This is a genomic window from Sphingomonas brevis (assembly GCF_023516505.1).
GTDB classification, from domain to species: domain Bacteria; phylum Pseudomonadota; class Alphaproteobacteria; order Sphingomonadales; family Sphingomonadaceae; genus Sphingomicrobium; species Sphingomicrobium breve.
The window spans coordinates 982050-1005138 of record NZ_JAMGBB010000001.1; the positions used below are offsets into that span (position 1 = coordinate 982050).

Genomic DNA, 23089 nt, shown 5'->3' on the forward strand with positions numbered 1-23089 from the left:
ACCTTGCCCTCGCCCTCGCCACAAGCGCGGTCATGAAGCAGCTGAAAGTCCCGAGCCCGCAGAAAATCGACAGCCTGTTCGACTGGATCCTTGCCAATCTCGACCGGCTGGCGATCGGCGCGATGATTGCCGCGGCAATCGTCGCCGTCATGCTGGCCATGCGCTGGATTGGCCACCGCCTGCTGGCGAACGAACCGGCCGAGTGGGGCTGGCGCGGGATCATCGGACGGGTGCTTGCCAGGACCAGCGTCTTCTTCATGGTTGCCGCGGCAATCGACATCGTCGTCAGCTACGCCGCCATCCCGGCCAAGCTGGCGCACCTCGCCGACATGTTCTTCCTCGTTGCAGCCTCGCTGCAGGCGGCGATCTGGGCGCGCGAGATCATCGTCGGCGTTATCCGCAGCAGGGTCGGCGAGGATCCCGGGGCATCCACGCTCGGCAACGCGATGGCCCTGATCCGCGTGCTGGTGAACGTCGTGGTGTTCGCCATCGCGTTGGTGGTCATCCTCGATAATCTGGGCGTCAACGTCACCGCGCTGGTGGCGGGCCTGGGCATCGGCGGCATTGCGATCGGCCTCGCCGCGCAGGGCATCTTCTCTGACCTGTTCGCGGCTCTTTCGATCGTGTTCGACCGCCCGTTCCGGCGCGGCGACACGATCCGTTACGGTAGCGGCACTGACGTCACGGTCGGGACCGTAGAGCGTATCGGCCTCAAGACCACGCGCCTGCGCAGCATTTCCGGCGAGCAGGTGATCATGGCCAATACCAAGCTGCTGGAGCAGGAAGTCCGCAATCTCGCGGAGGCCAAGGTCAGACGAGTGTCGCTGACCTTCAGCCTGACCTACCAGACGTCGGCCGAAACGCTGGAGAAGCTGCCGGCGATTGCCGAAGCCGTGATCAAGGCAGTGAAGACCGCCAAGCTGGTCCGCTGCATCCCGACCGCCTTCGCTCCAAGCTCGATCGACTGCGAGCTGGTTTACGACGACCGGACGATCAGCCCCGACACGCTCGCCCACCACAAGGCGGACATCATCGTCGGCATGGCTCGCGCCTTCGCCAGGGAAAAGATCGATTTCGCCTATCCGACGCAGACGACCTACACAGCCGCGCCTGATGGCAAGCTGGTCATGCCTTGGGCGCAGCCACCGAAATAAGCTTGCCGTAGCGTCAATTTCGACGCTCTTGCCAGCATCGTTGGGCCGGGCCTAAGCGGATGCCTATGCCCGTCGCCGCTCTTGACGATATCCGCGCCAAAGTCGGCCAGCAGGTCGGCACTTCCGACTGGATCGAAGTTACGCAAGACCGCATCAGCGCCTTTGCCGATGCGACCGAGGACCATCAGTTCATCCATGTCGATCCGGTCGCCGCCGCCGCGGCCGGGTTCGGCGGAACCATCGCCCACGGTTTCCTCAACCTGTCGCTGCTGAGCCGAATGGCGGCCGATGCCATGCTGGTCCCCGACACCACGCGCATGGCATTGAATTACGGCCTCGACCGCGTCCGCTTCATCGCCCCGGTCAAGGCGGGCAAGCGCGTACGTGGCCATTTCACGCTGGACGGGGTCGACGAGAAAGCCCCCGGGCAGTTACTCATTCGCCAGACCGTCACGGTCGAGATCGAGGGCGAGGAGAAGCCCGCCCTCACCGCCCAATGGCTTGGCCTCATCTTCACCTAGGAGAATTCCAATGTCCGTCCGCGACGCCGTCATCGTCTCCACTGCCCGCACCCCCATCGGCCGCGCCTACAAGGGTGCGTTCAACGCCACCGCCGGCGCCACGCTCGGCTCGCTGTCGCTAGCGCCCGCGATCGAGCGAGCGGGCATCGAGGCCGGCGAAATCGACGATGTGGTCTGGGGCTGCGTGCTGACCCAGGGCACCCAGGGTGGCAACATTGGCCGCCAGGTCGCGCTTCGCGCCGGCTGCCCGGTCACCGTTTCCGCCCAGACCATCGACCGCCAATGCGCGTCGGGGCTGATGGCGATCGCCACCGCCGCCAAGCAGGTGGTCGTCGACAGGATGGATATCGTCGCCGCCGGCGGCCAGGATTCGATCAGCCTGGTCCAGACGCCCGAAATGCGGATCAGCGGCGACCCCTCTCTGATTGCAATGCACAAGGACGTTTATATGCCGATGCTCGGCACCGCCGAGACGGTCGCCCAGCGCTACGGCATCAGCCGCGAGGCGCAGGACGAATATGCGCTGCAATCGCAGCTGCGGACCGCCGCCGCCCAGGCCGAGGGCCGCCTGTCGGCCGAAATCGTGCCGGTCACCACCAGCATGGGGATCAAGGACAAGGAAACCGGCGAAGTCTTGTTCAAGGAAGTCACCGTCGACAAGGATGAGGGAAACCGACCCGAGACCACGCTTGAAGGCCTTTCCTCCCTGCAGCCTGTGTTGGGCCCCGGCACGTCGATCACCGCCGGCAACGCCAGCCAGCTGAGCGACGGCTCGTCCGCCTGCGTCATCATGGACGGCGCGCTTGCCGAGAAACGCGGACTGGAGCCTCTGGGCCGCTACATCGGCATGGCCGTCGCCGGCACCGAGCCCGACGAAATGGGCATCGGTCCGGTGTTCGCCGTGCCGAAACTGCTGCAGCGCTTCGGCCTCAAGATGGACGATATCGGCCTGTGGGAACTGAACGAGGCGTTCGCGGTGCAGGTGCTCTACTGCCGCGACAAGCTTGGCATCCCCAATGAGTTGCTCAACGTCAATGGCGGCGCGATCTCGATCGGCCACCCCTACGGCATGTCAGGCGCGCGCCTGACGGGCCATGCGTTGATCGAAGGCAAGCGCCGCGGCGCCAAATATGTCGTCGCCACCATGTGCATCGGCGGCGGCATGGGCGCTGCTGGGCTGTTCGAGGTCCTGTAGCGCCGAAAATCCTCAATCGTTCGTCCTGAGCGGAGCGCGGAGCGCGTAGTCGAAGGGCGCAGCGCCAAAGCCCTTCGACTTCGGCCTAGCTGCCTACGCTCAGGACGAATGGCATGGTTGTCAGGATTGGCTGTTTCTGACAGCCTATCCATGTGACCCCCGTCGAACTCGTCGCCCTCGCTGCCTCGACCAGCCTGCTGGCCGGCTGGCGGCTGTATCTTGTCACTTTGATCACCGGGCTCGGCATGAAGTTCGGCTGGGTCGCCCTGCCCGAACAGCTGAAGATGCTCGACGTGCTGGCCAATAATTGGGTGCTCGGCATCGCCGCCCTCGGCACCTTTTGCGAATTCTTTGCCGACAAGATAGCCTGGGTCGACAGCGCCTGGGACGCCATTCATTCGTTCATCCGTCCCTTGGGCGGAGCGCTCCTCAGCCTTGCCATCATCGACAGCGCCGACCCCGCCTGGCAGATCGGAAGCTTCCTGCTTGGCGGCGGGGCGGCATTGATGGCCCATGCCGGCAAGGCCGGCGCCCGCACGCTGGTCAACGCCAGCCCCGAGCCATTCTCCAACATATTGGTCTCGACCGGGGAGGATGTCGCCACCGGCGGTCTGCTGGCGCTGGCCATCGCCAACCCGATCGCCGCCGCGCTGATCGCGCTTGGCCTGGTGCTGTTGTCGATCTGGCTGGTATTTGCAGCCCGCCGCGCATTGGCGCGACTGATCGACCGGGTGAGCCCGCCCCGGACCCCAGCGGCGTGAATCGCGCGTCCGGTAGGCGGCAACACCCGCGCTGGACCCTGGTGATGTCGGTTGCCGCCAGCTCACTCAGCTTCATCGACGGTTCGATCCTCAACGTCGCGCTTCCCGCGATCCGCGCCGGGACACAAGCAGGCGCCGCCGAAGTCCAGTGGGTCGTCAACATCTACACGCTGCCGCTCGCCGCGCTGATCCTGCTCGGAGGCGCGCTCGGCGATCATCAGGGGCGAAGGCGATGGCTGGTGATCGGCACCGCCTTGTTTGGGCTTGGCTCGCTGGCTTGCGCGGTCAGCGGCGCGCTTGAGCCCTTGCTGGCTGGACGCGCGCTGCAGGGTATTGGTGCCGGACTGTTGCTGCCCAATAGCCTCGCCCTGCTTAACGGTGCCTATGAAGGCGAGGACCGCGGCCGGGCGATCGGCACCTGGGCGGCGGCCGGAGCGATCTCCGCCGCCATCGCGCCGCTGATCGGCGGATGGCTGGTCCAGAATGCGGGCTGGCCGAGCATCTTCTACATCAACCTGCCGTTCGTCGCCGCGGCGATCACCGTTGCGCTGACCAGGGTCGAAGAGGTCAAGGAGCCCGAGAAAGCCCGGCTCGACCTCGTCGGCGCCGCATTGGCGACTCTTGGCCTCGGCGCCGCCACCTATGGGCTGACCCTTTGGTCCCAGACGTTCAAGCTGACCCAGGTCGCAACCATCACGCTTGTCGCCGGGGCGACGCTGCTGCTGGGATTTGTGCTTTGGGAGCGGCATCTCAAGGGCAAGGCAATGGTGCCGCTGTCGCTGTTCGAGAATCGCTGCTTCTCCTCGCTCAATCTAATGACCTTCCTGCTCTACGGTGCGTTCGGCGGCGCGATGCTGCTGATCCCCTATGTGCTGATCGAGGCCGGCGACTATTCGCCGGTCCAGGCCGGCCTTTCCCTGCTTCCCCTGTCGATTCTGCTGGGCGGCCTGTCGCCGCTGATGGGCAAGCTGTCGGTTCGGGTCGGGCCGCGCATTCCTCTCACCGTCGGCCCGATCGTAGTTGGCGCCGGCCTTATGCTTGCCACCCGAATTGCCTCCAGCCAGGCCTATTGGACACATGCCTTCCCGGCGATCCTCGTGATGTCGATCGGCATGACCCTTGCGGTTGCGCCGCTTACCAGCACGGTGCTGGCCGCGGTCGACCGGCACCAGACCGGCATGGCTTCCGGTTTCAACAGCGCGGTGGCGCGGCTTGGCGGGCTGATCGTCGTCGCTTTGATGGGTGCCGTGCTGATGCAGCAAGGCGATGCATTGCTGGCGCCGTTCTCCAAGGCGCTGGTCGTCATGGCCATTGTCGCCGCTGTGGGCGGGATCGCCGCCTTTTTCGGTTTGACTGGCCGATGGATGCGGCATGATCCCAACCCCTCCGACGCGCGGCCCTGCTAGGTTCGTCTCTCCCGCGTAATTTGCTAAACGATGCGCCATTACGACTCAGCGGGAGGGCGGCAATGGATCACGGTGTGCGACTGTCATTGGCGCTGGCGTCCACGACATTGCTCGGCGTCAGCGCTCCACTGGAATTCAGTGCCCAGCAACTGGCCCTGCTCGATCCTTCGGCCAATATGGCCGCACTTTGCGGCGGCGGCAGAGGTCCGTCGATGCGCGACCGGCTGGCCATGTCGGCCGCGCTGGTCCAGGCCGCCCAGTCGCCTGCGCCCATCCGACTCTATGACGGCCTCGGCAAGGTCCATTTCCCGGTAAGCACGACCAGCCCCGAAGCGCAGCGCTACTTCGACCAAGGCATGGCCTTCGCCTATGGCTTCAACCACGCCGCCGCGATTGCTTCGTTCAAGGAAGCACAGCGGCTCGATCCCGATTGCGCCATGTGCTGGTGGGGCGAATCCCTCGCCTATGGCCCGAATATCAATGCTCCGCTGACGCCGGACGCCAACGGACTGGCCCTGAAGTCGATTGCCGAAGCACAGGCGCGCGCGACCAAGGTCACGCCGCCCGAACGGGCGCTGATCCTGGCGCTGGCCAAGCGCTATTCGGCCGACCCCAACGCCAAACGCGCCGACCTCGACGGCGCTTATGCTGACGCGATGCTGACCGTCGCGCGCTATTATCCACAGCATGACGATATTTCGCTGCTCGCGGCCGAGGCGGCGATGGATACGCTGCCGTGGGACTATTGGGAGCCCGACAAGCAAAGCGCCAAGCCGCGCCTCGGCGAGGCGATCCGCCTGGTCGAGACGGTATTGGCCCGCAATCCCGACCACCCGCAAGCCCCGCACCTCTACATTCACTTGATGGAGAACGGCCCGAATCCGAAGCGCGCTGAGGCTGCTGCGGATCGCCTCACCTTGCTGTCCAGGGATGCCGGTCACCTCGTCCACATGCCGGCTCACATCTATTACCGGCTCGGGCGCTGGAAGGATTCGATTCGCGTCAACATCGACGCCGCCCACAAGGACGAGGCCTACATCAAGGAATCGGGCGACAAGGGATTCGTCCGCTACGGCTATTATCCGCACAACGTTCATTTCATCGTCACCTCGGCGCAGATGGGCGGCGACCTGCCGACCGCCATCAGCGAGGCCAAGCGGCTGGGATCGATCGTCGATGCCGGCACCGCCTCCCAGCTCGCCTGGGTCCAGGCGATCAATGCCGCGCCCTATTTCGCGACGCTGCAATTCGCTTCGCCCAAGGAGGTGCTGGCGCTGCCGGAGCCCGATCCCCGGCTTCATTATGTCCAGGGTATTCGCCATTATGTCCGGGCGGTTGCCTACGCCCAGCAGAACAACAGCCAAGGCTTCGACGCCGAATTGACCGAGCTGAAGCGCATCCAAGGCTCCGGGCTTCTCCAGCCCATGGTCGACCAGGGCATGCCCGCGACCGACTTGCTGGCGCTGGCGGAACATGTCGCGCTTGGCAAACAGGCCGGCTTCCGTGGTCGCCATAACCAGGCAGTCGAGCATTTCCGGGCAGCGCTCGCGATCGAAAACCGCATACCGTACATGGAACCGCCGTGGTGGTATTATCCGGTCAACCAGTCGCTGGGTGCCGCGCTTTACCGTGCCGGCAAATATGACGAGGCCCGGCAGGCATTCACCGCCGCGCTTGCCAAATATCCGAACAATGGCTGGGCGCTTTACGGCCTGTCGCTAGCCGAGCGTGCGCAAGGGCGACCGGCGCAGGCGGCCGCGGCCCGCGCCGCACTCAGCCGCGCATGGATGGGCGATCCGCGATGGCTGAAGATGGAACGGATTTAGGCGACGCCACTCGTCACCCCGGCCTTGAGCCGGGGTCTGCCTGCCTTAGGTTGGGGAAGAAAAAGCAGATCCCGGGTCAGGCCCGGGATGACAGTCAACTATTCGAGGCGATGAACTTCTCGACCACCGGCGCGATCTGCTCGCGCCATTTGCGGCCGTTGAAGATGCCGTAATGGCCAACGTCCTTGGCGAGCAGATATTGCTTCTTCGCCGCGGGTAGCGACGACGCAAGGTCAAGCGCCGCCTTGGTCTGGCCGATGCCGGAAATATCGTCGCGTTCGCCCTCGATCGCCAGCAAGGGCGTATCCTTGATCGCCTTGGGATCGACCTTCTTGCCGCGATGCTCGAGCTCGCCCTTGGGCAGCAGGTGGCGCTGGAACACGACATCGACCGTCTGCAGGTAGAATTCCGACGTCATGTCGCACACCGACAGATATTCGTCGTAGAACGCCCGCGTCGCATCTGCGCTTTCGTCGTCGCCGACCACCAGATGCTTGAACATCTCCCAATGGCTGACGAGGTGCGACCCCAGGTTCATGGTCATGAACCCGGCCAGCTGCAGGAAGCCCGGATAAACCTTGCGGCCATGGCCCGGATAGATCATCGGCACGGTGGCAATGACATTCTGCTGGAACCAGGCATGCGGCCGCTGGGTCGCCAGCGTATTGACCGCGGTCGGCGCCTTGCGGGTATCGACCGGCCCGCCCATCATGGTCAGGGTTTGCGGTCTTGCCGGATGCTTGCCGGCATTCATGATCGCGGTTGCGGCATAAGCGGGAACCGAGGGCTGGCACACCGCCAGCATATGCGGCCGTTTGCCGGTCCGGTCGTAGATCGCCTGTGAAAATTCAATCAGATAGTCGATGTAGTCGTCGAGATCGAAAATGCCTTCGCTGACTGGCACGAGCTTGGCGTCGCGCCAGTCGGTGATAAACACATCGTGCCTGGGCAGCATCCGCGCGACCGTCCCGCGCAGCAGCGTCGCATAGTGGCCCGACATCGGCGCCACGATCAGCAGCGGCTCTCCGGCATCATGGTCGACCTTGCGGAAATGCTTCAGCTGCCCGAACGGTTTGCGAAGCTCGATATCCTCGTCGACACGAACCAGTTTCTTGCCGACCTCGATCTCCGCGATCCCGAATTCCGGCTTGCCGCGGGGCGCCGAGGCATGGGCGAATACTTCAAGGCCCGCTGCAACCAGCGGGCCCATCGAGGAATATCCGAACGGATTTGTCGGGTTGTTGAGCCATCCGGCGCCGAGGCCTGCCAACTTGCTCGCGCTGGTCAGTAGCGAGCGCTGCACCTCATAGGCGTCATAGAGCATCAAAATGTCCTGGGAAAATGGAACACGTTAAATCGGAATGTGGGGCCGGATTGCCCCTACGGCAAGCAAATTGCTGCGCCGCACCCTCGCAATGCGGCAATTGAGGCAAAGCAGACACACTGCTAGCAACGCTGCCCATGGCTACCGCCCACGACCGCCCCAAGGGCAAGTCCGTTTCCGACCTCAACATGGTTTGGCGCTTTGCCAGCCATTATCCGGGACATATCGCCGGCGCGGCGGTCGCCCTGCTGATCGCGGCCGCGGCGACATCGGGTGTCCCGTTCGCCTTCAAGCTGATCATCGACCGCGGCTTCTCGGGTAGCGGGGATATCGCTCGCTGGTTCCAATATCTGTTGATGCTGGTGTTGGTCATGGCGCTCGCCACCGCGGTGCGCTTTTACTTCGTCAGCTGGCTCGGCGAGCGCGTCGTCGCCGATATCCGCCTGGCCGTTCATCGCAACCTGTTGCGCCTGGCCCCCGGCTTCTTCGAGGAAAACCGCCCGGCCGAGATAACCAGCCGGATCACGGTCGATACGACGATCATCGAACAAGTGGTCGGGACGACCGTTTCGGTCGCACTGCGCAATGTAGTGATGGGCATCGCCTGCACGGTAATCCTGTTCGTGCTGGCGCCCAAGCTGGCCGCGATGATGCTTGTGGGAATTGCCGTCATCGTCCTGCCGCTGACCTTCCTTGGCCGGCGTGTCCGCGCCATCTCCAAGCGCAGCCAGGATCGCATCGCCGATGTCGGCACCGTCACCAGCGAGGTGCTCGGCGCGATGAAGATCGTCCAGGCCTTCAACCAGCAGGACCGCGAGACCGAGCGCTTCACCAGCGCTACCGAAGCCGTGTTCGCCACCGCCAGGAAGCGCATCGGCCTGCGCGCGCTGATGACCTTCCTGATCATCTCGCTGGTGTTCACCTCCATCACCTGGGTGATCTGGCAAGGCGCGGTCGACGTCGCGTCGGGTCAAATGACCGGCGGCACCATTGCCGCCTTCGTGCTCTACGGCGGGCTTCTTGCCGGAGCGTTCGGCGCGCTCAGCGAGGTCTATGGCGACCTGCTGCGTGCGGCGGGCGCGTCGGAGCGGCTCAATGAATTGCTGACCGCGGAGACGACGATCCGCGCGCCGGCCAATCCGGTCGCCCTGCCCAAGCCCGCCGAAGGCCGGCTCAAGTTCGATAACGTCAGCTTCCACTATCCGACCCGCAAGGACACCTCCGCGCTTGCCGGCTTCAACCTTGAGGTTCGCCCCAACGAGCGGCTGGCGGTGGTCGGCCCGTCGGGCGCGGGCAAGACCACCATCTTCCAGCTCGCCCAGCGCTTCTACGATCCCGAACAGGGCCGGGTGTCGCTTGACGGCGTGGATCTCAAGGATGCCGACCCGGCCGATATCCGGGAGCGGATTGCCATGGTCCCGCAGGAAGTCGTGATCTTCGCCGCCTCCGCTCGCGATAATCTGCGCTACGGCAATTGGGACGCAAGCGAGGACGAGATTTGGCAGGCAGCGCGCGATGCCAATGCCGAAAGCTTTCTCCGCGCACTTCCCGAAGGGCTCGACACCTATATGGGTGAAGGGGGCGCGCGCTTGTCCGGCGGCCAGCGCCAGCGGATTGCGATCGCCCGCGCGTTATTGCGCCGCGACGCCCCGCTGCTCCTGCTCGATGAAGCCACTTCCGCGCTCGACGCCGAAAGCGAGCGGCTGGTGCAGGAGGCGCTCGACCGATTGATGGGCAACCGCACCACCATCGTCATCGCCCATCGCCTCGCCACCGTCAGGGCCGCCGATCGCATCATCGTCATGGATCATGGCCGGATCGTCGAGGAAGGCGACCACGCCAGCCTCACGGCACAGGGCGGCCTCTATGCCCGCTTGGCGCGCTTGCAATTCGACGGGCTTGCCGCCTGATATTCGATTTTTCTAATGGCCAGTTTCGACCCATTGCGGTCATTAGCTCTTATGTTACGGTCTCCCCATCGGGCTTGGGCAGATTGCGTTTCCACTTGCTCATTTTGACTCTCGCCGGAGTTTCATGACCGACTTCGAGTTTCTTTTCGCGCTGTTCGGCCTGCTGTTTGGGCTCATCGTGGCCGAGCTGTCCATTCGATTCGCCGATGCAATCGATTCCAATCATGAAACGCCGCTTGGAATCCTGACGCCTGCGCTAGCGCTCCTCTTGCTGACGGATGTTACAGGCTTCTGGTTGTGGATCTGGGCGGCAAGGAGTGTGCTCACAGTCAGCTGGCCATCGGTATTCTCCGGTGTTTTCTTGGCCATGCTCTACTTCGTCGCGGCTTCGCTTGTCTTCCCGCGGACTAATCGCAAGAGGACCCATCTCGACGAGCACTATTGGTCACGAAAGAGGGTAGTCGCAGCCGTGATGCTGTTTGTGAACCTGGTAGCCACGGGCGGGATGCTTACTCTGGCAGATCCTGCTTGGAACGACTGGTGGTTCTACTATTATTTTCCGAGCTACCTCCTTGCCCTTGCGGGTCTGACGTTCAGCCGTTCCCGTGGACTGGACCTTTTCTTTCTAGCCTGGGCGATTGCCGTGAATATCTCGGGAGGCTTCAGCCTCCTTCCCAATTCGCAGTTTGGGGAGCAGGTGGGCCTTGCTCCCAATCCCGCTACTTATGCGGCTCCACATCACTGAAGCGTCCGCTTTCCACCCATTGCGGACTTTTCCATTTGGGCGATACCGCAACTGGACACGGTCGCTGCTCCAGGCGTAACCCGTCCCGACATGATCTCGATGGATAGGCGATTTCTGTTGGTGGGAGCGATTTCTGTCGCGCTCTTGCCGCAGATTGCAAAAGGTGCCGCGCACGGTCGCTCACCTCGCATCCTTTTCGTTTGTCAGTTCGGCACCGTCAAAAGTCCGATTGCGCGTGAACTATTGAAACGCCGCGCGGCTGAACGTCGAATAGCGATTGCGGTCAGTGCGCGTGGGATTACGCCTGAAGAACATTTGCCGCCAGAATTACTCCACCGCCTGGCACAAGAAGGAATCGATCCGGCTTCTGAGCCGCTGACGAAGCTTCAACCAAGTGACATTGCTGCCGCGGATCTTGTCGTCGCCTTCGACAAGCTTCCTAGTGAATATCATCCACGCCGATTCAAGGATTGGAGTGACCTGCCGTCGATGCTGAACGACTATGGCCACGCCAGGTCGATGCTCGATGCGCGCATCGACAAATTGCTGGATGGATTGATCGGGCGGTAAGGTCCGCTCTCCACCCGTTGCGGCCATAACCGCCCGGCATCGACGTCATGCCGACTTGGCAGCGGCTATTCATCTGCCCATCTATATAGGTAGCGACATGGATAACGATCGCCGCCTGTTTCTCGGCCTAGTCGGCACGACCGCTGTCGCCGGCCCGCTTGCCTATTCATTCGGCAGCGGATCCCCAGCCGAGGCCGCTAGCTTCGAGGTGCAGCACAGCCCCGCCGATTGGCAGCGGCGCCTTGGGCCGGCCCGCTTCGGAATCCTGCGCGAGGAAGGGACGGAACGCCCCTTTACCAGCCCGTTGCTGGATGAGCATCGCAAGGGACTGTTCGCCTGCGCCGGCTGCGCGCTGCCATTGTTCAGCTCAGCGGCCAAGTTCGACAGCGGCACTGGCTGGCCGAGCTTCTGGAAAGCGCTGCCGAACTCCGTCGCTTACCGCCGGGATTCAACTTTGGGCATGGTCCGGACCGAAGAGCATTGCCGCCGCTGCGGAGGGCATCTCGGCCATGTGTTCGATGACGGCCCGCCGCCAACCGGCAAACGCCACTGCATCAATGGCCTGTCACTGACGTTCAAGCCCGCCTGATGCTTCTCTTCCTTCTCGCCTATTTGGGCGGCATCCTGACCATCCTCAGTCCCTGCATCCTGCCGGTGCTGCCGTTCGTGTTCGCGCGAGCCGACCGTCCGTTCCTGCGCAATGGCCTGCCGTTGCTTGCGGGAATGGCGATTACCTTCGCTGGCGTAGCCACTCTGGCCGCCGTCGGCGGCGGTTGGGCGGTCGCAGCCAACAGCGCCGGGCGATGGATCGCGGTCGTCCTGCTTGGCGCCTTCGCCCTGCTGCTGATCTTCCCGCACCTCTCCGACCGCGCAATGCAGCCCTTGGTCAGGCTTGGCGACAGGCTGTCGAGGAAGGGCAGCGAGGATCGCATCGGCGGCTCGCTGCTGCTTGGCGTAGCTACCGGCCTGCTCTGGGCGCCATGCGCCGGTCCAATCCTTGGGATCATTCTTACCGGTGCGGCCCTTTCGGGCGCGAGCGCCACCACCGCCGGACTGCTGCTTGCCTATGCGCTCGGCGCCGCCACCAGCCTGGCCGGGGCCCTCCTGATTGGCGGCAAGCTGTTCGCCGCGATGAAACGCTCGATCGGTGCCGGCGAAGGCGTCCGCAAAGCGCTAGGCGTCCTGATCCTTGCCGGTGTTACGGTCATTGCGCTGGGCCTCGATACGCGCGTCCTTTCGCGCCTCTCGACGGCCCAGACCTTCGGCTTCGAACATCGTCTCGCAGGGCTGCTTGGGATGGAGGGCGAAGAGCTGACGACGCGGACCGGCGGCATGCTTCCGGTCGAGGGCGCCCTGCCCCCGCTCGACGGCGCCGTTCAGTGGCTCAATTCGCCGCCGCTGACCCGCGAGCAGCTCAAGGGCAAGGTCGTGCTGGTCGACTTCTGGACCTATAGCTGCATCAACTGCATCCGCTCGGTGCCTTTCACCAACGCCTGGTACGACCGGTACAAGGACCAGGGCCTGGTCGTAATCGGTGTGCACGCTCCGGAGTTCGCGTTCGAGCGGGAGCCCGCAAACGTCCGCGGGGCAGTCGCCGATTTCAGAATTCGCTATCCGGTCGCGCTCGACAACAACCTCGCCATCTGGCGCGCGTTCGACAATCGCTACTGGCCCGCCCACTACCTTGCCGATGCCCAGGGACGAATTCGCTACCACCATTTTGGCGAAGGCCGGACCGACGAAACCGAAGCGGCCATTCGAGCGCTGCTGGCCGAAAAGGGCGCCAGGCTAGGCGATGTATCGAAGGCCAGTGCGGCCGGTGCGTCCGCCGCTGCGGATTTTGCCGCGATCCGCAGCCCGGAAACTTACGTCGGCAGCGCCCGCGCCAAATCCTTCACCTCCCCCGGCGGCTTGCGCGATGGCACCAGCGACTATCGACTGCCCGGCAATTTCTCGCTCAACGATTGGGGGCTGGCCGGCCGCTGGACAGTTGAGCGCCAGCGTGCGGTTGCCGCGGCGCCGGGCGCGCAGATCGCGTTCCGCTTCAAGGCTCGCGACCTGCACCTTGTACTGGGTAGCAGCTCGGGCAAGCCGGTTCGTTTTCGCGTGACCATCGACGGCCAGGCTCCGGGCAATGATCATGGCATGGATATCGATGCGTCCGGCAATGGGCAGGTCGCGGGCCAGCGGCTCTACCAGCTTGTGCGTCAGAAGGATCCAAGCCGCGAGCGGCTGTTCACGATCGAATTTCTCGATCCCGGCGCCGAGGCCTACGCCTTCACCTTCGGGTGATCAGCAATAGCCTTCGGGAAACGCAATCCCCATCAGGCAGCGAGTTCAAACGCGTCCGGTTCCCGATCGCACGCCTCGCGCCATTGCTGGCGGCGGCGCTGGCGCAAATATTGTTGCAGCGCGTAGAAATGCTGCGCGGGGTTTGCCGTGAACGACGCTGGCAGCGCGGCGTCAGTCCTGAGATCGCGCTCGACCGGCGCCGCGCCCCGCCGTCGATCCCTCGCCGCCTGCCTGGCCAATGCCTTGTCGCCGAGCAGCCGATTGGCCGCGCGACAGAGGCCGGTTGCGCCGATCGCAGCCCACGCCGTCGCGAGCTGGACATGATCGACCGCGGCATTCGCCAGTTCTTCGGCCTGGTCAGCCAACGCCAGTTGCTCTTCGAGAGGCAGCGCTGACCCGGCCCGGCGAGCGGCATGACAGCGTTCAAGCAGCTCGACCATGACCGGATCAAGACGGGTCGCGACGTCTTCGCGCAATGCCTGCGTGGCCGTCGTTCGATAGGCCAGATAGGCGGCGATGGCGCGCAATCTCGCGGCCTCACCCATTGCATCAGCCAGATGCTCGATTGCGGCCTCGGCTTCGGCCCTGCGAAAAGTAGCCCAACCCCAACGATCGAGCCGCCGTCGCAAAACGGCGATGCCTGCCGCGATGCGCAACGCACGGCGTGCCTCGGCCAGCGCCCAGAGGTGGTTTCCACGCGAATGATCGAACAGGTGATGCAACATGATCGCTCGTTGCGCGTGATCGGCCGGCCGCCCGGCCAGCGCCGTTACTTCTTCGTCGAGCTGCTCGATCAGTCCCTGGCGGTGAGCGGCGATGATGTCCATTCGCGAAGGCCTAGGGTCCGACCTGTTGAAAAGCGGTTACGAGGAATTTTAGAAAGTCTCGGAGCCCGACAAGAAAAGGGCGGCCCCAGCGGGACCGCCCTCATTCGTTCGAGGTCGTTTAAGACCTAGAAGACCGTCATATAGGCTTCGTTGCCGACGAAGCCCATCTTGCTGACCTTGGCCTGCTTGGTCACCGCCAGCACCTCGTCGACCAGCTCGTAGCGCGCATCCGGCTCGGGCTGGAGGTGAAGCTCGGGAATTGGATCCATCTGCTGGGTGACGTCCAGGAACTGGCGCAATTGCGTCAGGTTCACCGGAGAACCGTTCCACAACACCGCGCCGGCCGCGGTCACGACGACCTTGTTCTTGACCGGGTCGATCGGCGGCGGCGGCTGGTCGCTCTGGTTTTGCGGCAAGTCCAGCTTCACCGCGTGGCTCTGCGGCGGGATGGTAATGATGAACATGATGAGTAGCACCAGCATGACGTCGATGAGCGGCGTCGTGTTGATATCCATCATCGGCTCGCCAGATTCGTTCGAGCCAGTGGTTTGCATCGCCATGGTTGGCTAGCTCCTTAACTTACAGTCGCTCGACATGTCCGCCGGGGGGCGGCTGCGAGATGAAACCGACGCGCTGGAAGCCGGCGCGCTGCATCGCGAACACAGTGCCGCCAATGCATTTGTACGGCGTATTGATGTCGCCGCGGATATGCACTTCCGGCATGTTTTCTTCGTTGATGTTCTCGACACCGCCGACCCGCTTGATCTGCTCTTCCAGAGCCTTGACGGCGCGGTCCAGCAGCTCCTCATTGGTGACCCGCGTCAGGTTCCAATAGACTTCGCACGATCCGCCAGGTCCGCCACGCACTGTCAGAGAAACATTCTCCGGCTTGGTTTCGGTCGGCTCGTTGCGAACTTCGGGCAGAGTGATCGGCACCGACTGGATCACCACCGGAACCGTAATCAGGAAGATGATCAGCAGAACCAACATCACGTCGACGAGCGGCGTGGTGTTGATATCCGACATGGGGACGTCTTCGCCCGAGTCGTGTTCGCCAACTTGCATTGCCATGTGGCGCGATTCCTTTTCGTTCAACTCACTCCGGGCCGGCCGCGATCGCCGCCGGCCCGGGAAACGGTCCGCTTAGCGCGCCGTCGGCGCAGCCGGGGCCGGCTTCGCGGCCTGGGCGGGCTGCTTCGGGGTTGCCAACACCGGCTTCACCGCGCCGTTCGACATGATGTAGCCGTGGACGTCGTTGGTGAAGGCGGCAAGGTCTTCCGAGATCGACTTGTTGCGGCGGATCAGCCAGTTGTAGGCGAGCACCGCGGGAACCGCGACGACCAGGCCGAGAGCGGTCATGATCAGCGCTTCGCCGACCGGGCCGGCGACGGTCGAAATCGATGCCTGGCCCGACGCACCGATCTTGATCAGCGCGCGGTAGATGCCGATGACGGTACCGAACAGGCCGATGAACGGCGCGGTCGAACCGACGGTGGCGAGGAAGGCGAGGCCTTCACCGAGGCGATTGGTGATCGCACCCTGCGAGCGGGTCAGCGAGTTGGCCATCCAGTCATGCTGGTCGATCGGGTCGGTCAGCTTGCTGTGCTGGTCCTGCGCGATGAGGGCGTCCTCGACGATCGCGCGATAGGCGCTCCGCTGCTCAAGCTTATTGGCCGCCTCACGCAGGTTCGACGAGTTCCAGAAGCTGGCGCGGACCTTGTTGGCCTGGCTCATGATCTTCTGCTGCTGAAGCAGCTTGGTGAAGAGGATGTAGAAGCTGAAAATCGACATCGCGACCAGGATGATGAAAACGGTCCACGAAATCAGGCCGCCTTCCTGCAGGGCCTGCAGCAGGCCGTAAGGATTATCACCGGCGGGGGCGGGGGCCGCAGCCGCAGCGAGCAAGAGAGTGGGAGCTGCCATATGTTTAACTTTCCTGTGTTGAATTCTTGGGTTTTGTTCAGTCGATGAATTTATTCTTCGGGTAGCACCCAGCGAATCCGGGTGGTATCACTGCCGGTCGTCGGATTGCCCGAGCTATCCTTGGCCGGCGAGTAACGCGCCCGCCGCTTGATGATGTTGCAGGTCGCGGAGTCCAGCGAGGACGAGCCCGACGACGAAGTCACCGTGCAGTCGGCAACGCGTCCGTCCGGCCCGATGCTCAGGCGAACGGCGGTCGTCCCCTGTTCTTCGTTACGGATAGCGGACTGCGGATAATCATCGGTCGAAAATAGCGAAGGCAGGTTGCCCTTGGCCTTCGCCGCCTGCGAAATGACCGGCGGGCAGGCCTGTGCGATGGCGACCGTCATGCCGCCCGGGCACGATTTGGTCGTCGGCGCTTCGGCCCGCGGAGTGATTACCACCGGGCTGATGTTCGGCGTGGTGACCAACGCGGGGGCCGGCGAGTCGATCTTGATGATCGACGGCGGCGCCACGATCTGCGGCGGCGGCGGCGTATTCTGGTCGGGCGGGGGCGGCGGCTCCTCCGGCGGGGGCGGCGGCTCTTCCTCCACGTCAAATGTCTTGAGGTCCTCAGCCGCTTTCTTGATGACGTTATAGGCCAGGCCAGTCACCAATGCGTAGCCAAGGGCAATGTGGATGAGCGCCACGATGATGATCGCCGCGGTGCGGTTGGAGCTCATCTGGTTGCGTCTTGCGTAGGACATTAAGCCGCAAATCTCCTCGATAGTCGAATTCACGACTTCCCGGAGACTGCGTGTTGAACGCTACCCGAGCTGTCGTGAAACTACCAATGTACTAACATATCATTGGCAGATACGGGCCACCCTTAATGAAGCGATAATGGTGGTGCAACGAATTTTGTTCCGATTGCGGCAAGGAGCGCGCGAAATCGAGGCGCCCCGGCGGACTTTCCGCTACGGATTGGAGGCTTCTTGAGGGAAAGAAGCTATTTCCACTCCCACTCCTTGAGCATCCTCGTAAATGTCCGGCTTGACGCTCTTGATCCGTAGGGCCCTTACGCCGCGATAGGCAGCGACGCGGTCGAAGATGGCATGCACCAGCGTTTCCTGCAGATTATAGCGCCGCTCCTTGGCAATCCGGATGACCTCGGTCCGCAGATAATCATAATTCCATGCGGATTGGTGATCATCATCGGCGGGAGGCTCGACGTCTTCCAGCCATAGTTCGACCGTGATCAGAAGGCGCTGCGGCACTCCGACCTCGAACTCGTGAAAGCCAATATCGGTCATCACCTCGAGCGAATCGAGCAGGATCCGGCTTTGCCGAATCTTGAGATGGGACGGGATCATTCCCTGAAGTTTGACTGCTTCGTCGGTCATCGATTCTCCAGGAACTGCACGTCGCGCGGAAGCGCCATGAAGCGCTGTCCACCATCGATGACCAGCGTCTGGCCGGTCATGCCACCTGAATCAATCAGGAAGCGCAAGGCGGCAACGACATCATCGACCTCGATCCCGCGGGCCAGCGGGTTAAGGTTATGGACCGTCGCGAAGTTCGCGGCATCCTGCTTTCCCGAGGGAAGCATCAGCGCAGGAGCGATGGCATTGACCCGGATGCCACGTCCGGCCAGCGCCCGCGCCGCCACTTCGGTCAGGCCAGCCAGCGCATATTTGGATAATGTGTAACTCAAGAAATCCGCGTTGGGCGCGCCTAGTTTGGCGTCCAGCAGGTTGACGACGAGCGCCTCCCCCGCTTCATGCCCCCGAGCCAGTTCGTCGATCAGCAGCATTGGCGCGCGCGCATTGACGGCCATTTGGGCGTCGAACTCCGCCGTGCTCAGCGATCCGAATCCGTCGAAGGCGAAGCGGGCCGCATTGTTGACGAGCAGGCTTACTGGCGGTGCGCCCTTCGCGGCGGCGAATATTTTGCTCGCACAGTCGGACTCGGCCAGGTCGGCAACTGCCTTGATCGCCCCGTCAGCGACCGGGTCTCCGTCGTGATGGACATGGGCGATGACGGTCCAGCCGTCCGCAAGCAGCGCGCGGACGATGGCGTCGCCGACCCGCTTGCCCCCGCCCGTGACGATTGCCGTTCGTTCGATCCTGGACATGAACCTGCATCTGTCATTGCAGGCGGAGCGAAGCAATCCAGCTTCTCATCATGGATTGCTTCGTCACTCCGTTCCTCGCAATGACGGCATATGCCCGAACGCCGCGACCCGCTTGAAGCCCAGGGGATGAGCCTCAAGGATCTTGCGGCAGCCATTGGGGACCGCGGCGGCCCGCCGCCCGTAGACCTCTGGAACCCCTCCCATTGCGGCAATAGCGACATGCGGATCGCCCGCGATGGAACCTGGTATTATCGCGGCTCGCCAATCGAACGGCCGGCAATGGTTCGCCTGTTCGCGACCGTGCTTCGGCGCGAGCCCGACGGAAGCCATGTGCTGGTGACGCCGGTTGAGAAGCTGGCGATCGATGTCGATGCAACTGCCTTCCGGGCCACTCAGATGACAATGTCCGGAACCGGCGATCAGCGGCGGATCGGGCTGACGCTCGATAGCGGCGATGCATTGATCGTCGGACCCGACCATCCGCTCAACCTCGTCGCCACGGCCGACGGTCCCTCGCCGCGCGTCGCCGTGCGCTTTGGGCTCGAGGCGGAGCTGGCGCGTCCGCTTTATTATGAATTGGCGGAGATCGCCCTGGCCGAAGGCAATGATCCGCCTGGCGTCTGGTCCGATTCCGCTTTCTTCCCGCTAACGTCATGAGCAACCGGCTGATCGACCGAATCGCCCGTTCGCTTGCCGCGGACCCGCCGCACGACCTGCTGCCCGGCGACATTATCGAAGGCGAGGAGGACGAACCAAATCCGGCCGCCGTGCTGGTCGCGATCACCGACCGGCCGGAACCGGGATTGATCCTCACAACCCGGCGTGACGATTTGCGCACTCATGCCGGCCAGGTCGCCTTTCCTGGCGGCCGCATCGATGCCGGCGAAACACCAGTCCAGGCAGCACTCCGCGAGGCACACGAGGAGCTTGGGCTCGAACCTGGCCAGGTGACCCTGTTTGGCGAAGCCGATCCTTACCGAACGGTCACCGGCTATTGCGTGACGCCGGTTGTCGGACTGGTTCCTCCCGACCTTAACCTCACGCCCAATCCGGCAGAAGTCGCAGGCTGGTTCGAGGCGCCGCTTGCATTTGTGCTCGATCCCGCCAACCAGCGGCGAATGAGCGCAGAGTTTCGTGGCCGCACCCGCCATTACTACCAGATCGACTGGAACGATCGCCGGATCTGGGGCGCAACCGCAGCCATGTTGGTCAACCTCGCCCGGCGGATCGCATGAACCTGGACCCGGAGGTCTTTCTAAAGCGCCAAGGCATCCGGCGGCTGTTGAAGGCGCTCGATGCGAAGCAAGGCACCACGCGGTTCGTCGGCGGCGCAGTGCGTGATTTGCTGCTCGACGTCCCGCACGAGGATCTGGACCTCGCGACGACCCTGATCCCCGCCGACGTTATCGCCCGCCTCGAATCCAAGGGCATCAAGGCCGTACCGACCGGCATCGACCATGGCACAATTACCGCCGTTTCGTCGGGTACCGTGGTCGAAGTGACGACGTTACGATCTGACGTTTCAACCGACGGCCGCAGGGCGACGGTCGCCTTCACCGACGACTGGCAGAAGGACGCGGGGCGCCGCGACTTTACCATCAACGCGCTCTACGCCGATCCATACTCCGGCGAACTGTTCGACTTCTTCGGAGGGCTCGAAGATCTAAAGTCGCGCACCGTTCGCTTCATTGGCGAGCCGCTGCAGCGCATCGCCGAGGATCATTTGCGCATCCTCCGCTACTTCCGCTTTCATGCCCGCTACGGACATGGCGATCCCGATCCCCATGCGCTCGAATCTTGTGTCGCCAGAGCCAACGACCTGATGGCGCTATCGCGTGAGCGCATCGCCGACGAGCTGTTGAAGCTACTCGCCCTCGACGATCCGACGACGACAGTCCGGCTGATGCACGATCGCGGAATTTTCACCCCGGCTTTGCCGGAAATCGAACAGGTTTCGAGGTTGGAATCGCTGGTCGCGACCGAGCTGGCGGCCCATATCGCTCCCGATTCCTTGCGTCGCCTGGCCGCCCTCCTGCCGCCTGACCCCGGCGTTGCCGAGAATGTCGCCGCGCGCCTGAAGCTTTCAAACAAGGCGAAGAAGCGCTTGGCGAGCGCGGCTGAACGCTCGCTTGGCAAGGGTCCTCGCGCACTGGCCTATCGAATTGGAACTGACGGCGCGATCGATCGGCTGTTGCTGGCCGGCCAAGCGGAAGATGCCGCGGCCATGATCGGATGGAAGGCGCCACGGATGCCGATTGGCGGCGGCGATCTGATTGCCCGCGGGGTCGCCGAGGGGCCGGACGTAGCCCGCACACTCCGGCGGATCGAGGACGCATGGGAAGCGGCTGGCTTTCCCAAGGGCAAGGAATTTGAACTGCTGGTCGCCGAAGCGCTGGCCTAGGGCAGGAATACCGGTTCGAGGAAGACGGCACCGGCCTCATTGCCTAGCGCCCACCGGATTTGAGCCGGATACAAGCCGTATTTGGGCACCTCGATCTGCACATTTTCGCCGATCTTGAGCAACTCTTCGGATTCGAGCCTGCATCCTTCGCGGCTGATGTCCGTGACGACCACATGGTATTTGCTGCCATCGCCGTCGATCAACGTGGCGTTGAACCGAGTGTCGACCCGCGGCGACCGCTTGATTTGTCCTGGCTCTCTCATCAGGGCCCCCGCTAAACGCAACCTCGAATTACGTTAACATAGGCTATTAACTAGTCAAAATATCGGCGCGGTAAAATTATGACATAGCGGGGCCGATTGGCGCTGATTTCTTGCGTCGGCCCTTCCAATATTCGAGCGCGGCGTCGGCCTCGAGCGGCCTTGCGAAATAGTAACCCTGGCCGGACGCGCAGCCGAGCGTCGCCAGCGTCGTTGCCAGCTCGACCGTCTCAACACCCTCGGCGGTGGTCGACATGCCCAGCGCATCGGCCAGGCTGAGCACGGCACGCACAATCGCGACTGCATCCGGGTCGCGCATCATGCCGGTGACAAAGCTCTTGTCGATCTTGAGGACGTCGATCGGCAACCTTTGAAGATAGGCGAGGCTCGAATAGCCGGTGCCGAAATCGTCCATCGCTACCGTCGCATCGAGCGCCTTTAGTGCTTCGAACACCCGCATCGCCCGGCCCGGATCCTGGACGATCGAGCTTTCCGTCAGCTCCAGCGTAAGCCGATTGCCCGCAAGACCCGTGGACCTCAGCGCGCTTTCGACCACTTCGGCGATATTGTCGCGCGCGACCTGGATGGCGGACAGGTTGACGCCAACATAAACCGGCAGCGGCTCACCCGCCTGCCTGTCCCATTCCGCCACGGTTTGAGCGGCCCTGTCCATTGCCCAGCGGCCAAGCTGCAGGATCAGGCCGCTCTCTTCGGCGACGGGGATGAACTCCGTCGGGCTGATCTCGCCGCGGTCCTCATGAGTCCAGCGCGCCAGCGCCTCGAAGCCGGCGACCTCGCCCGACTTCAAATTGATCAGCGGCTGATAGAATAGCCTGAGCTGATCCTTGTCGAGCGCCCGGCGAAGCTCTGTCTCGATTGAGAAGCGGCGGCGCGCTGCGCTTGCTTCCCGCGGCTCATAGACTTGCGGCTTTCCAGCGGCCTTGGCCTGCTTGACCGCGAACTGGGCGTTGCGGAACAGCTCCTCGGCGTCCTGTCCGGTCTGCATCAGCGCAACGCCGATCGCGCATTCGACCCGGATCTCCAGCTCGCTCAGCTTGAATGGCGTTGCCATGACCTGCTGGATCCGTTCGGCCGCGGCCAGCGCGTCGGCCACGCCGCGCTTGAGTCCAACCAAAATTCCGAACTCGTTGCCGCCGGTCCGCGCCAGCACATCGCCGCCGCGCAGCGCCGAGATAAGCCGGCGGGCGAAAGTGATCAGCAACTCGTCTCCGGCCAGGCTGCCCATGGACTCGTTGATCCTGCTGAACCGCAGCATGTCGACCACCAGCACCGCATGGTCGAGGTCGCGGGCGCTGGTCCCGCCGCGGCTCTCGATGGTCTCGGTGAAGCTCAGCCGGTTGGGGAGTCCGGTCAGGCTGTCGCGCAGCATCTCCGCCCGTAGCGCCCGCTCAGCCTGCACTTCGACGGTCCGGTCGACCACGCTGACCAGGCAGCGAAGCCCGATGCCATCCGCCTGTGGAAGCGGCGCCAGGGTCGTCCGGAAATAGCGTGCGCCGACTCCTTCCCCGTCGCGGAAATCGAGCTCGCCCGGCATGGTCGGATCGTCGAGATAGGTCTCAACCATTGCTCCCAGCGCGCCGTCACGCAACGCGGTCAGGTCGCCAGCGGCAATTTCGGGATTGGAGCTATTGGCCAGCGCATCGTGGAACCGGCTGTTGCAGTCGAGCAGGCGGATCACGCCCTCGGCGTCTCGACCGACTACCGCCGCTGCGATCGGCAGGGCGGCAAGCAAGGCTTGTTCGTCCGCCGACGCACGGATGCCAGTCTCGTCATTCTGGGCCGCCGAGCGCACGCCCTTGGGCGCGGCCGAGCGCTTTGCTGCAGCCTGCATCCGATCGGGGTT

Annotated in this window: 24 protein-coding genes; 14 read left to right on the top strand and 10 right to left on the bottom strand. The window is 63.6% G+C overall.

What is annotated here, in order from left to right; genetic code table 11:
- The first annotated feature begins 32 nt into the window (after positions 1-32).
- The 6 genes from LZ518_RS05060 (at position 33) to LZ518_RS05085 (ending at position 6863) form a co-directional block, all read left to right on the top strand.
- A complete protein-coding gene (locus tag LZ518_RS05060) occupies positions 33-1154 on the top strand; it encodes a mechanosensitive ion channel family protein (RefSeq protein WP_249914925.1) in 1122 nt (373 codons plus the stop codon).
- A gap of 65 nt (positions 1155-1219) precedes the next feature.
- Positions 1220-1675 carry a MaoC family dehydratase gene (locus LZ518_RS05065; RefSeq protein WP_249914926.1) on the top strand — a complete coding sequence of 152 codons (456 nt, stop codon included), beginning with the start codon at positions 1220-1222 and terminating at the stop codon, positions 1673-1675.
- A gap of 10 nt (positions 1676-1685) precedes the next feature.
- The gene (locus LZ518_RS05070) at positions 1686-2870 is read left to right on the top strand and encodes an acetyl-CoA C-acyltransferase (RefSeq protein ID WP_249914927.1); all 1185 of its coding nucleotides are present in this window, start codon (positions 1686-1688) and stop codon (positions 2868-2870) included.
- A gap of 152 nt (positions 2871-3022) precedes the next feature.
- Entirely contained in the window at positions 3023-3631 is a 609-nt protein-coding gene (locus LZ518_RS05075) for a DUF4126 domain-containing protein (protein ID WP_249914928.1), read from the top strand.
- A complete protein-coding gene (locus LZ518_RS05080) occupies positions 3628-5037 on the top strand; it encodes an MFS transporter (protein WP_249914929.1) in 1410 nt (469 codons plus the stop codon). The genes LZ518_RS05075 and LZ518_RS05080 overlap by 4 nt, the downstream gene beginning before the upstream one ends.
- A gap of 62 nt (positions 5038-5099) precedes the next feature.
- Complete coding sequence (locus tag LZ518_RS05085; RefSeq protein ID WP_249914930.1) at positions 5100-6863, top strand: tetratricopeptide repeat protein; 1764 nt, start codon at positions 5100-5102, stop codon at positions 6861-6863.
- 94 nt (positions 6864-6957) lie between these two features.
- Here LZ518_RS05085 and LZ518_RS05090 read toward each other — a convergent pair whose 3' ends face one another.
- Positions 6958-8187, bottom strand: coding sequence for a polyhydroxyalkanoate depolymerase (locus tag LZ518_RS05090; protein ID WP_249914931.1), 1230 nt, complete (start codon positions 8185-8187; stop codon positions 6958-6960).
- 137 nt (positions 8188-8324) lie between these two features.
- Between LZ518_RS05090 and LZ518_RS05095 the strand changes: the two genes are divergently transcribed.
- The 5 genes from LZ518_RS05095 (at position 8325) to LZ518_RS05115 (ending at position 13704) form a co-directional block, all read left to right on the top strand.
- Positions 8325-10097: an ABC transporter transmembrane domain-containing protein gene (locus LZ518_RS05095; protein WP_249914932.1), complete on the top strand. Its 1773-nt coding sequence runs from the start codon at positions 8325-8327 to the stop codon at positions 10095-10097.
- Positions 10098-10221: 124 nt separating this feature from the next.
- Positions 10222-10842, top strand: a complete 621-nt coding sequence (locus LZ518_RS05100; protein ID WP_249914933.1) for a hypothetical protein — start codon at positions 10222-10224, stop codon at positions 10840-10842.
- A 90-nt stretch (positions 10843-10932) separates the two neighbouring features.
- Entirely contained in the window at positions 10933-11412 is a 480-nt protein-coding gene (locus LZ518_RS05105) for an arsenate-mycothiol transferase ArsC (protein ID WP_249914934.1), read from the top strand.
- 97 nt (positions 11413-11509) lie between these two features.
- Complete coding sequence (gene msrB, locus LZ518_RS05110; protein ID WP_249914935.1) at positions 11510-12001, top strand: peptide-methionine (R)-S-oxide reductase MsrB; 492 nt, start codon at positions 11510-11512, stop codon at positions 11999-12001.
- A complete protein-coding gene (locus LZ518_RS05115; protein WP_249914936.1) occupies positions 12001-13704 on the top strand; it encodes a cytochrome c biogenesis protein DipZ in 1704 nt (567 codons plus the stop codon). The genes msrB and LZ518_RS05115 overlap by 1 nt, the downstream gene beginning before the upstream one ends.
- A gap of 32 nt (positions 13705-13736) precedes the next feature.
- Here the strand turns inward: LZ518_RS05115 and LZ518_RS05120 are convergent, their stop codons facing one another.
- From LZ518_RS05120 to LZ518_RS05150, 7 genes are all read right to left on the bottom strand, one after another.
- Complete coding sequence (locus LZ518_RS05120) at positions 13737-14531, bottom strand: hypothetical protein (protein ID WP_249914937.1); 795 nt, start codon at positions 14529-14531, stop codon at positions 13737-13739.
- A 125-nt stretch (positions 14532-14656) separates the two neighbouring features.
- Positions 14657-15091, bottom strand: coding sequence for an ExbD/TolR family protein (locus LZ518_RS05125; RefSeq protein WP_249914938.1), 435 nt, complete (start codon positions 15089-15091; stop codon positions 14657-14659).
- A gap of 19 nt (positions 15092-15110) precedes the next feature.
- Complete coding sequence (locus tag LZ518_RS05130; RefSeq protein WP_249914939.1) at positions 15111-15602, bottom strand: ExbD/TolR family protein; 492 nt, start codon at positions 15600-15602, stop codon at positions 15111-15113.
- 72 nt (positions 15603-15674) lie between these two features.
- Positions 15675-16454, bottom strand: coding sequence for a MotA/TolQ/ExbB proton channel family protein (locus tag LZ518_RS05135; RefSeq protein WP_249914940.1), 780 nt, complete (start codon positions 16452-16454; stop codon positions 15675-15677).
- 50 nt (positions 16455-16504) lie between these two features.
- Positions 16505-17197, bottom strand: coding sequence for an energy transducer TonB (locus LZ518_RS05140; protein WP_249914941.1), 693 nt, complete (start codon positions 17195-17197; stop codon positions 16505-16507).
- 210 nt (positions 17198-17407) lie between these two features.
- Positions 17408-17833, bottom strand: a complete 426-nt coding sequence (locus LZ518_RS05145) for a dihydroneopterin aldolase (RefSeq protein WP_249914942.1) — start codon at positions 17831-17833, stop codon at positions 17408-17410.
- Complete coding sequence (locus LZ518_RS05150) at positions 17830-18564, bottom strand: SDR family oxidoreductase (protein ID WP_249914943.1); 735 nt, start codon at positions 18562-18564, stop codon at positions 17830-17832. The genes LZ518_RS05145 and LZ518_RS05150 overlap by 4 nt, the downstream gene beginning before the upstream one ends.
- A gap of 90 nt (positions 18565-18654) precedes the next feature.
- On the opposite strand from LZ518_RS05150, the gene LZ518_RS05155 reads away from it, so the two are divergent.
- The 3 genes from LZ518_RS05155 to LZ518_RS05165 are packed head-to-tail and all read left to right on the top strand — an operon-like array spanning position 18655 to position 20965.
- Positions 18655-19221, top strand: coding sequence for a DUF1285 domain-containing protein (locus tag LZ518_RS05155; RefSeq protein WP_249914944.1), 567 nt, complete (start codon positions 18655-18657; stop codon positions 19219-19221).
- Positions 19218-19799 carry a CoA pyrophosphatase gene (locus LZ518_RS05160; RefSeq protein ID WP_249914945.1) on the top strand — a complete coding sequence of 194 codons (582 nt, stop codon included), beginning with the start codon at positions 19218-19220 and terminating at the stop codon, positions 19797-19799. The genes LZ518_RS05155 and LZ518_RS05160 overlap by 4 nt, the downstream gene beginning before the upstream one ends.
- Positions 19796-20965, top strand: a complete 1170-nt coding sequence (locus LZ518_RS05165) for a CCA tRNA nucleotidyltransferase (protein WP_249914946.1) — start codon at positions 19796-19798, stop codon at positions 20963-20965. The genes LZ518_RS05160 and LZ518_RS05165 overlap by 4 nt, the downstream gene beginning before the upstream one ends.
- On the opposite strand, the gene LZ518_RS05170 is transcribed toward LZ518_RS05165, so the two are convergent.
- Together LZ518_RS05170 and LZ518_RS05175 are read right to left on the bottom strand one after the other, a co-directional pair.
- Positions 20962-21228: a PilZ domain-containing protein gene (locus LZ518_RS05170; RefSeq protein WP_249914947.1), complete on the bottom strand. Its 267-nt coding sequence runs from the start codon at positions 21226-21228 to the stop codon at positions 20962-20964. The genes LZ518_RS05165 and LZ518_RS05170 overlap by 4 nt on opposite strands.
- Positions 21229-21304: 76 nt before the next feature.
- Positions 21305-23077: a putative bifunctional diguanylate cyclase/phosphodiesterase gene (locus LZ518_RS05175; protein WP_249914948.1), complete on the bottom strand. Its 1773-nt coding sequence runs from the start codon at positions 23075-23077 to the stop codon at positions 21305-21307.
- Between the last annotated feature and the right edge of the window lie 12 nt (positions 23078-23089).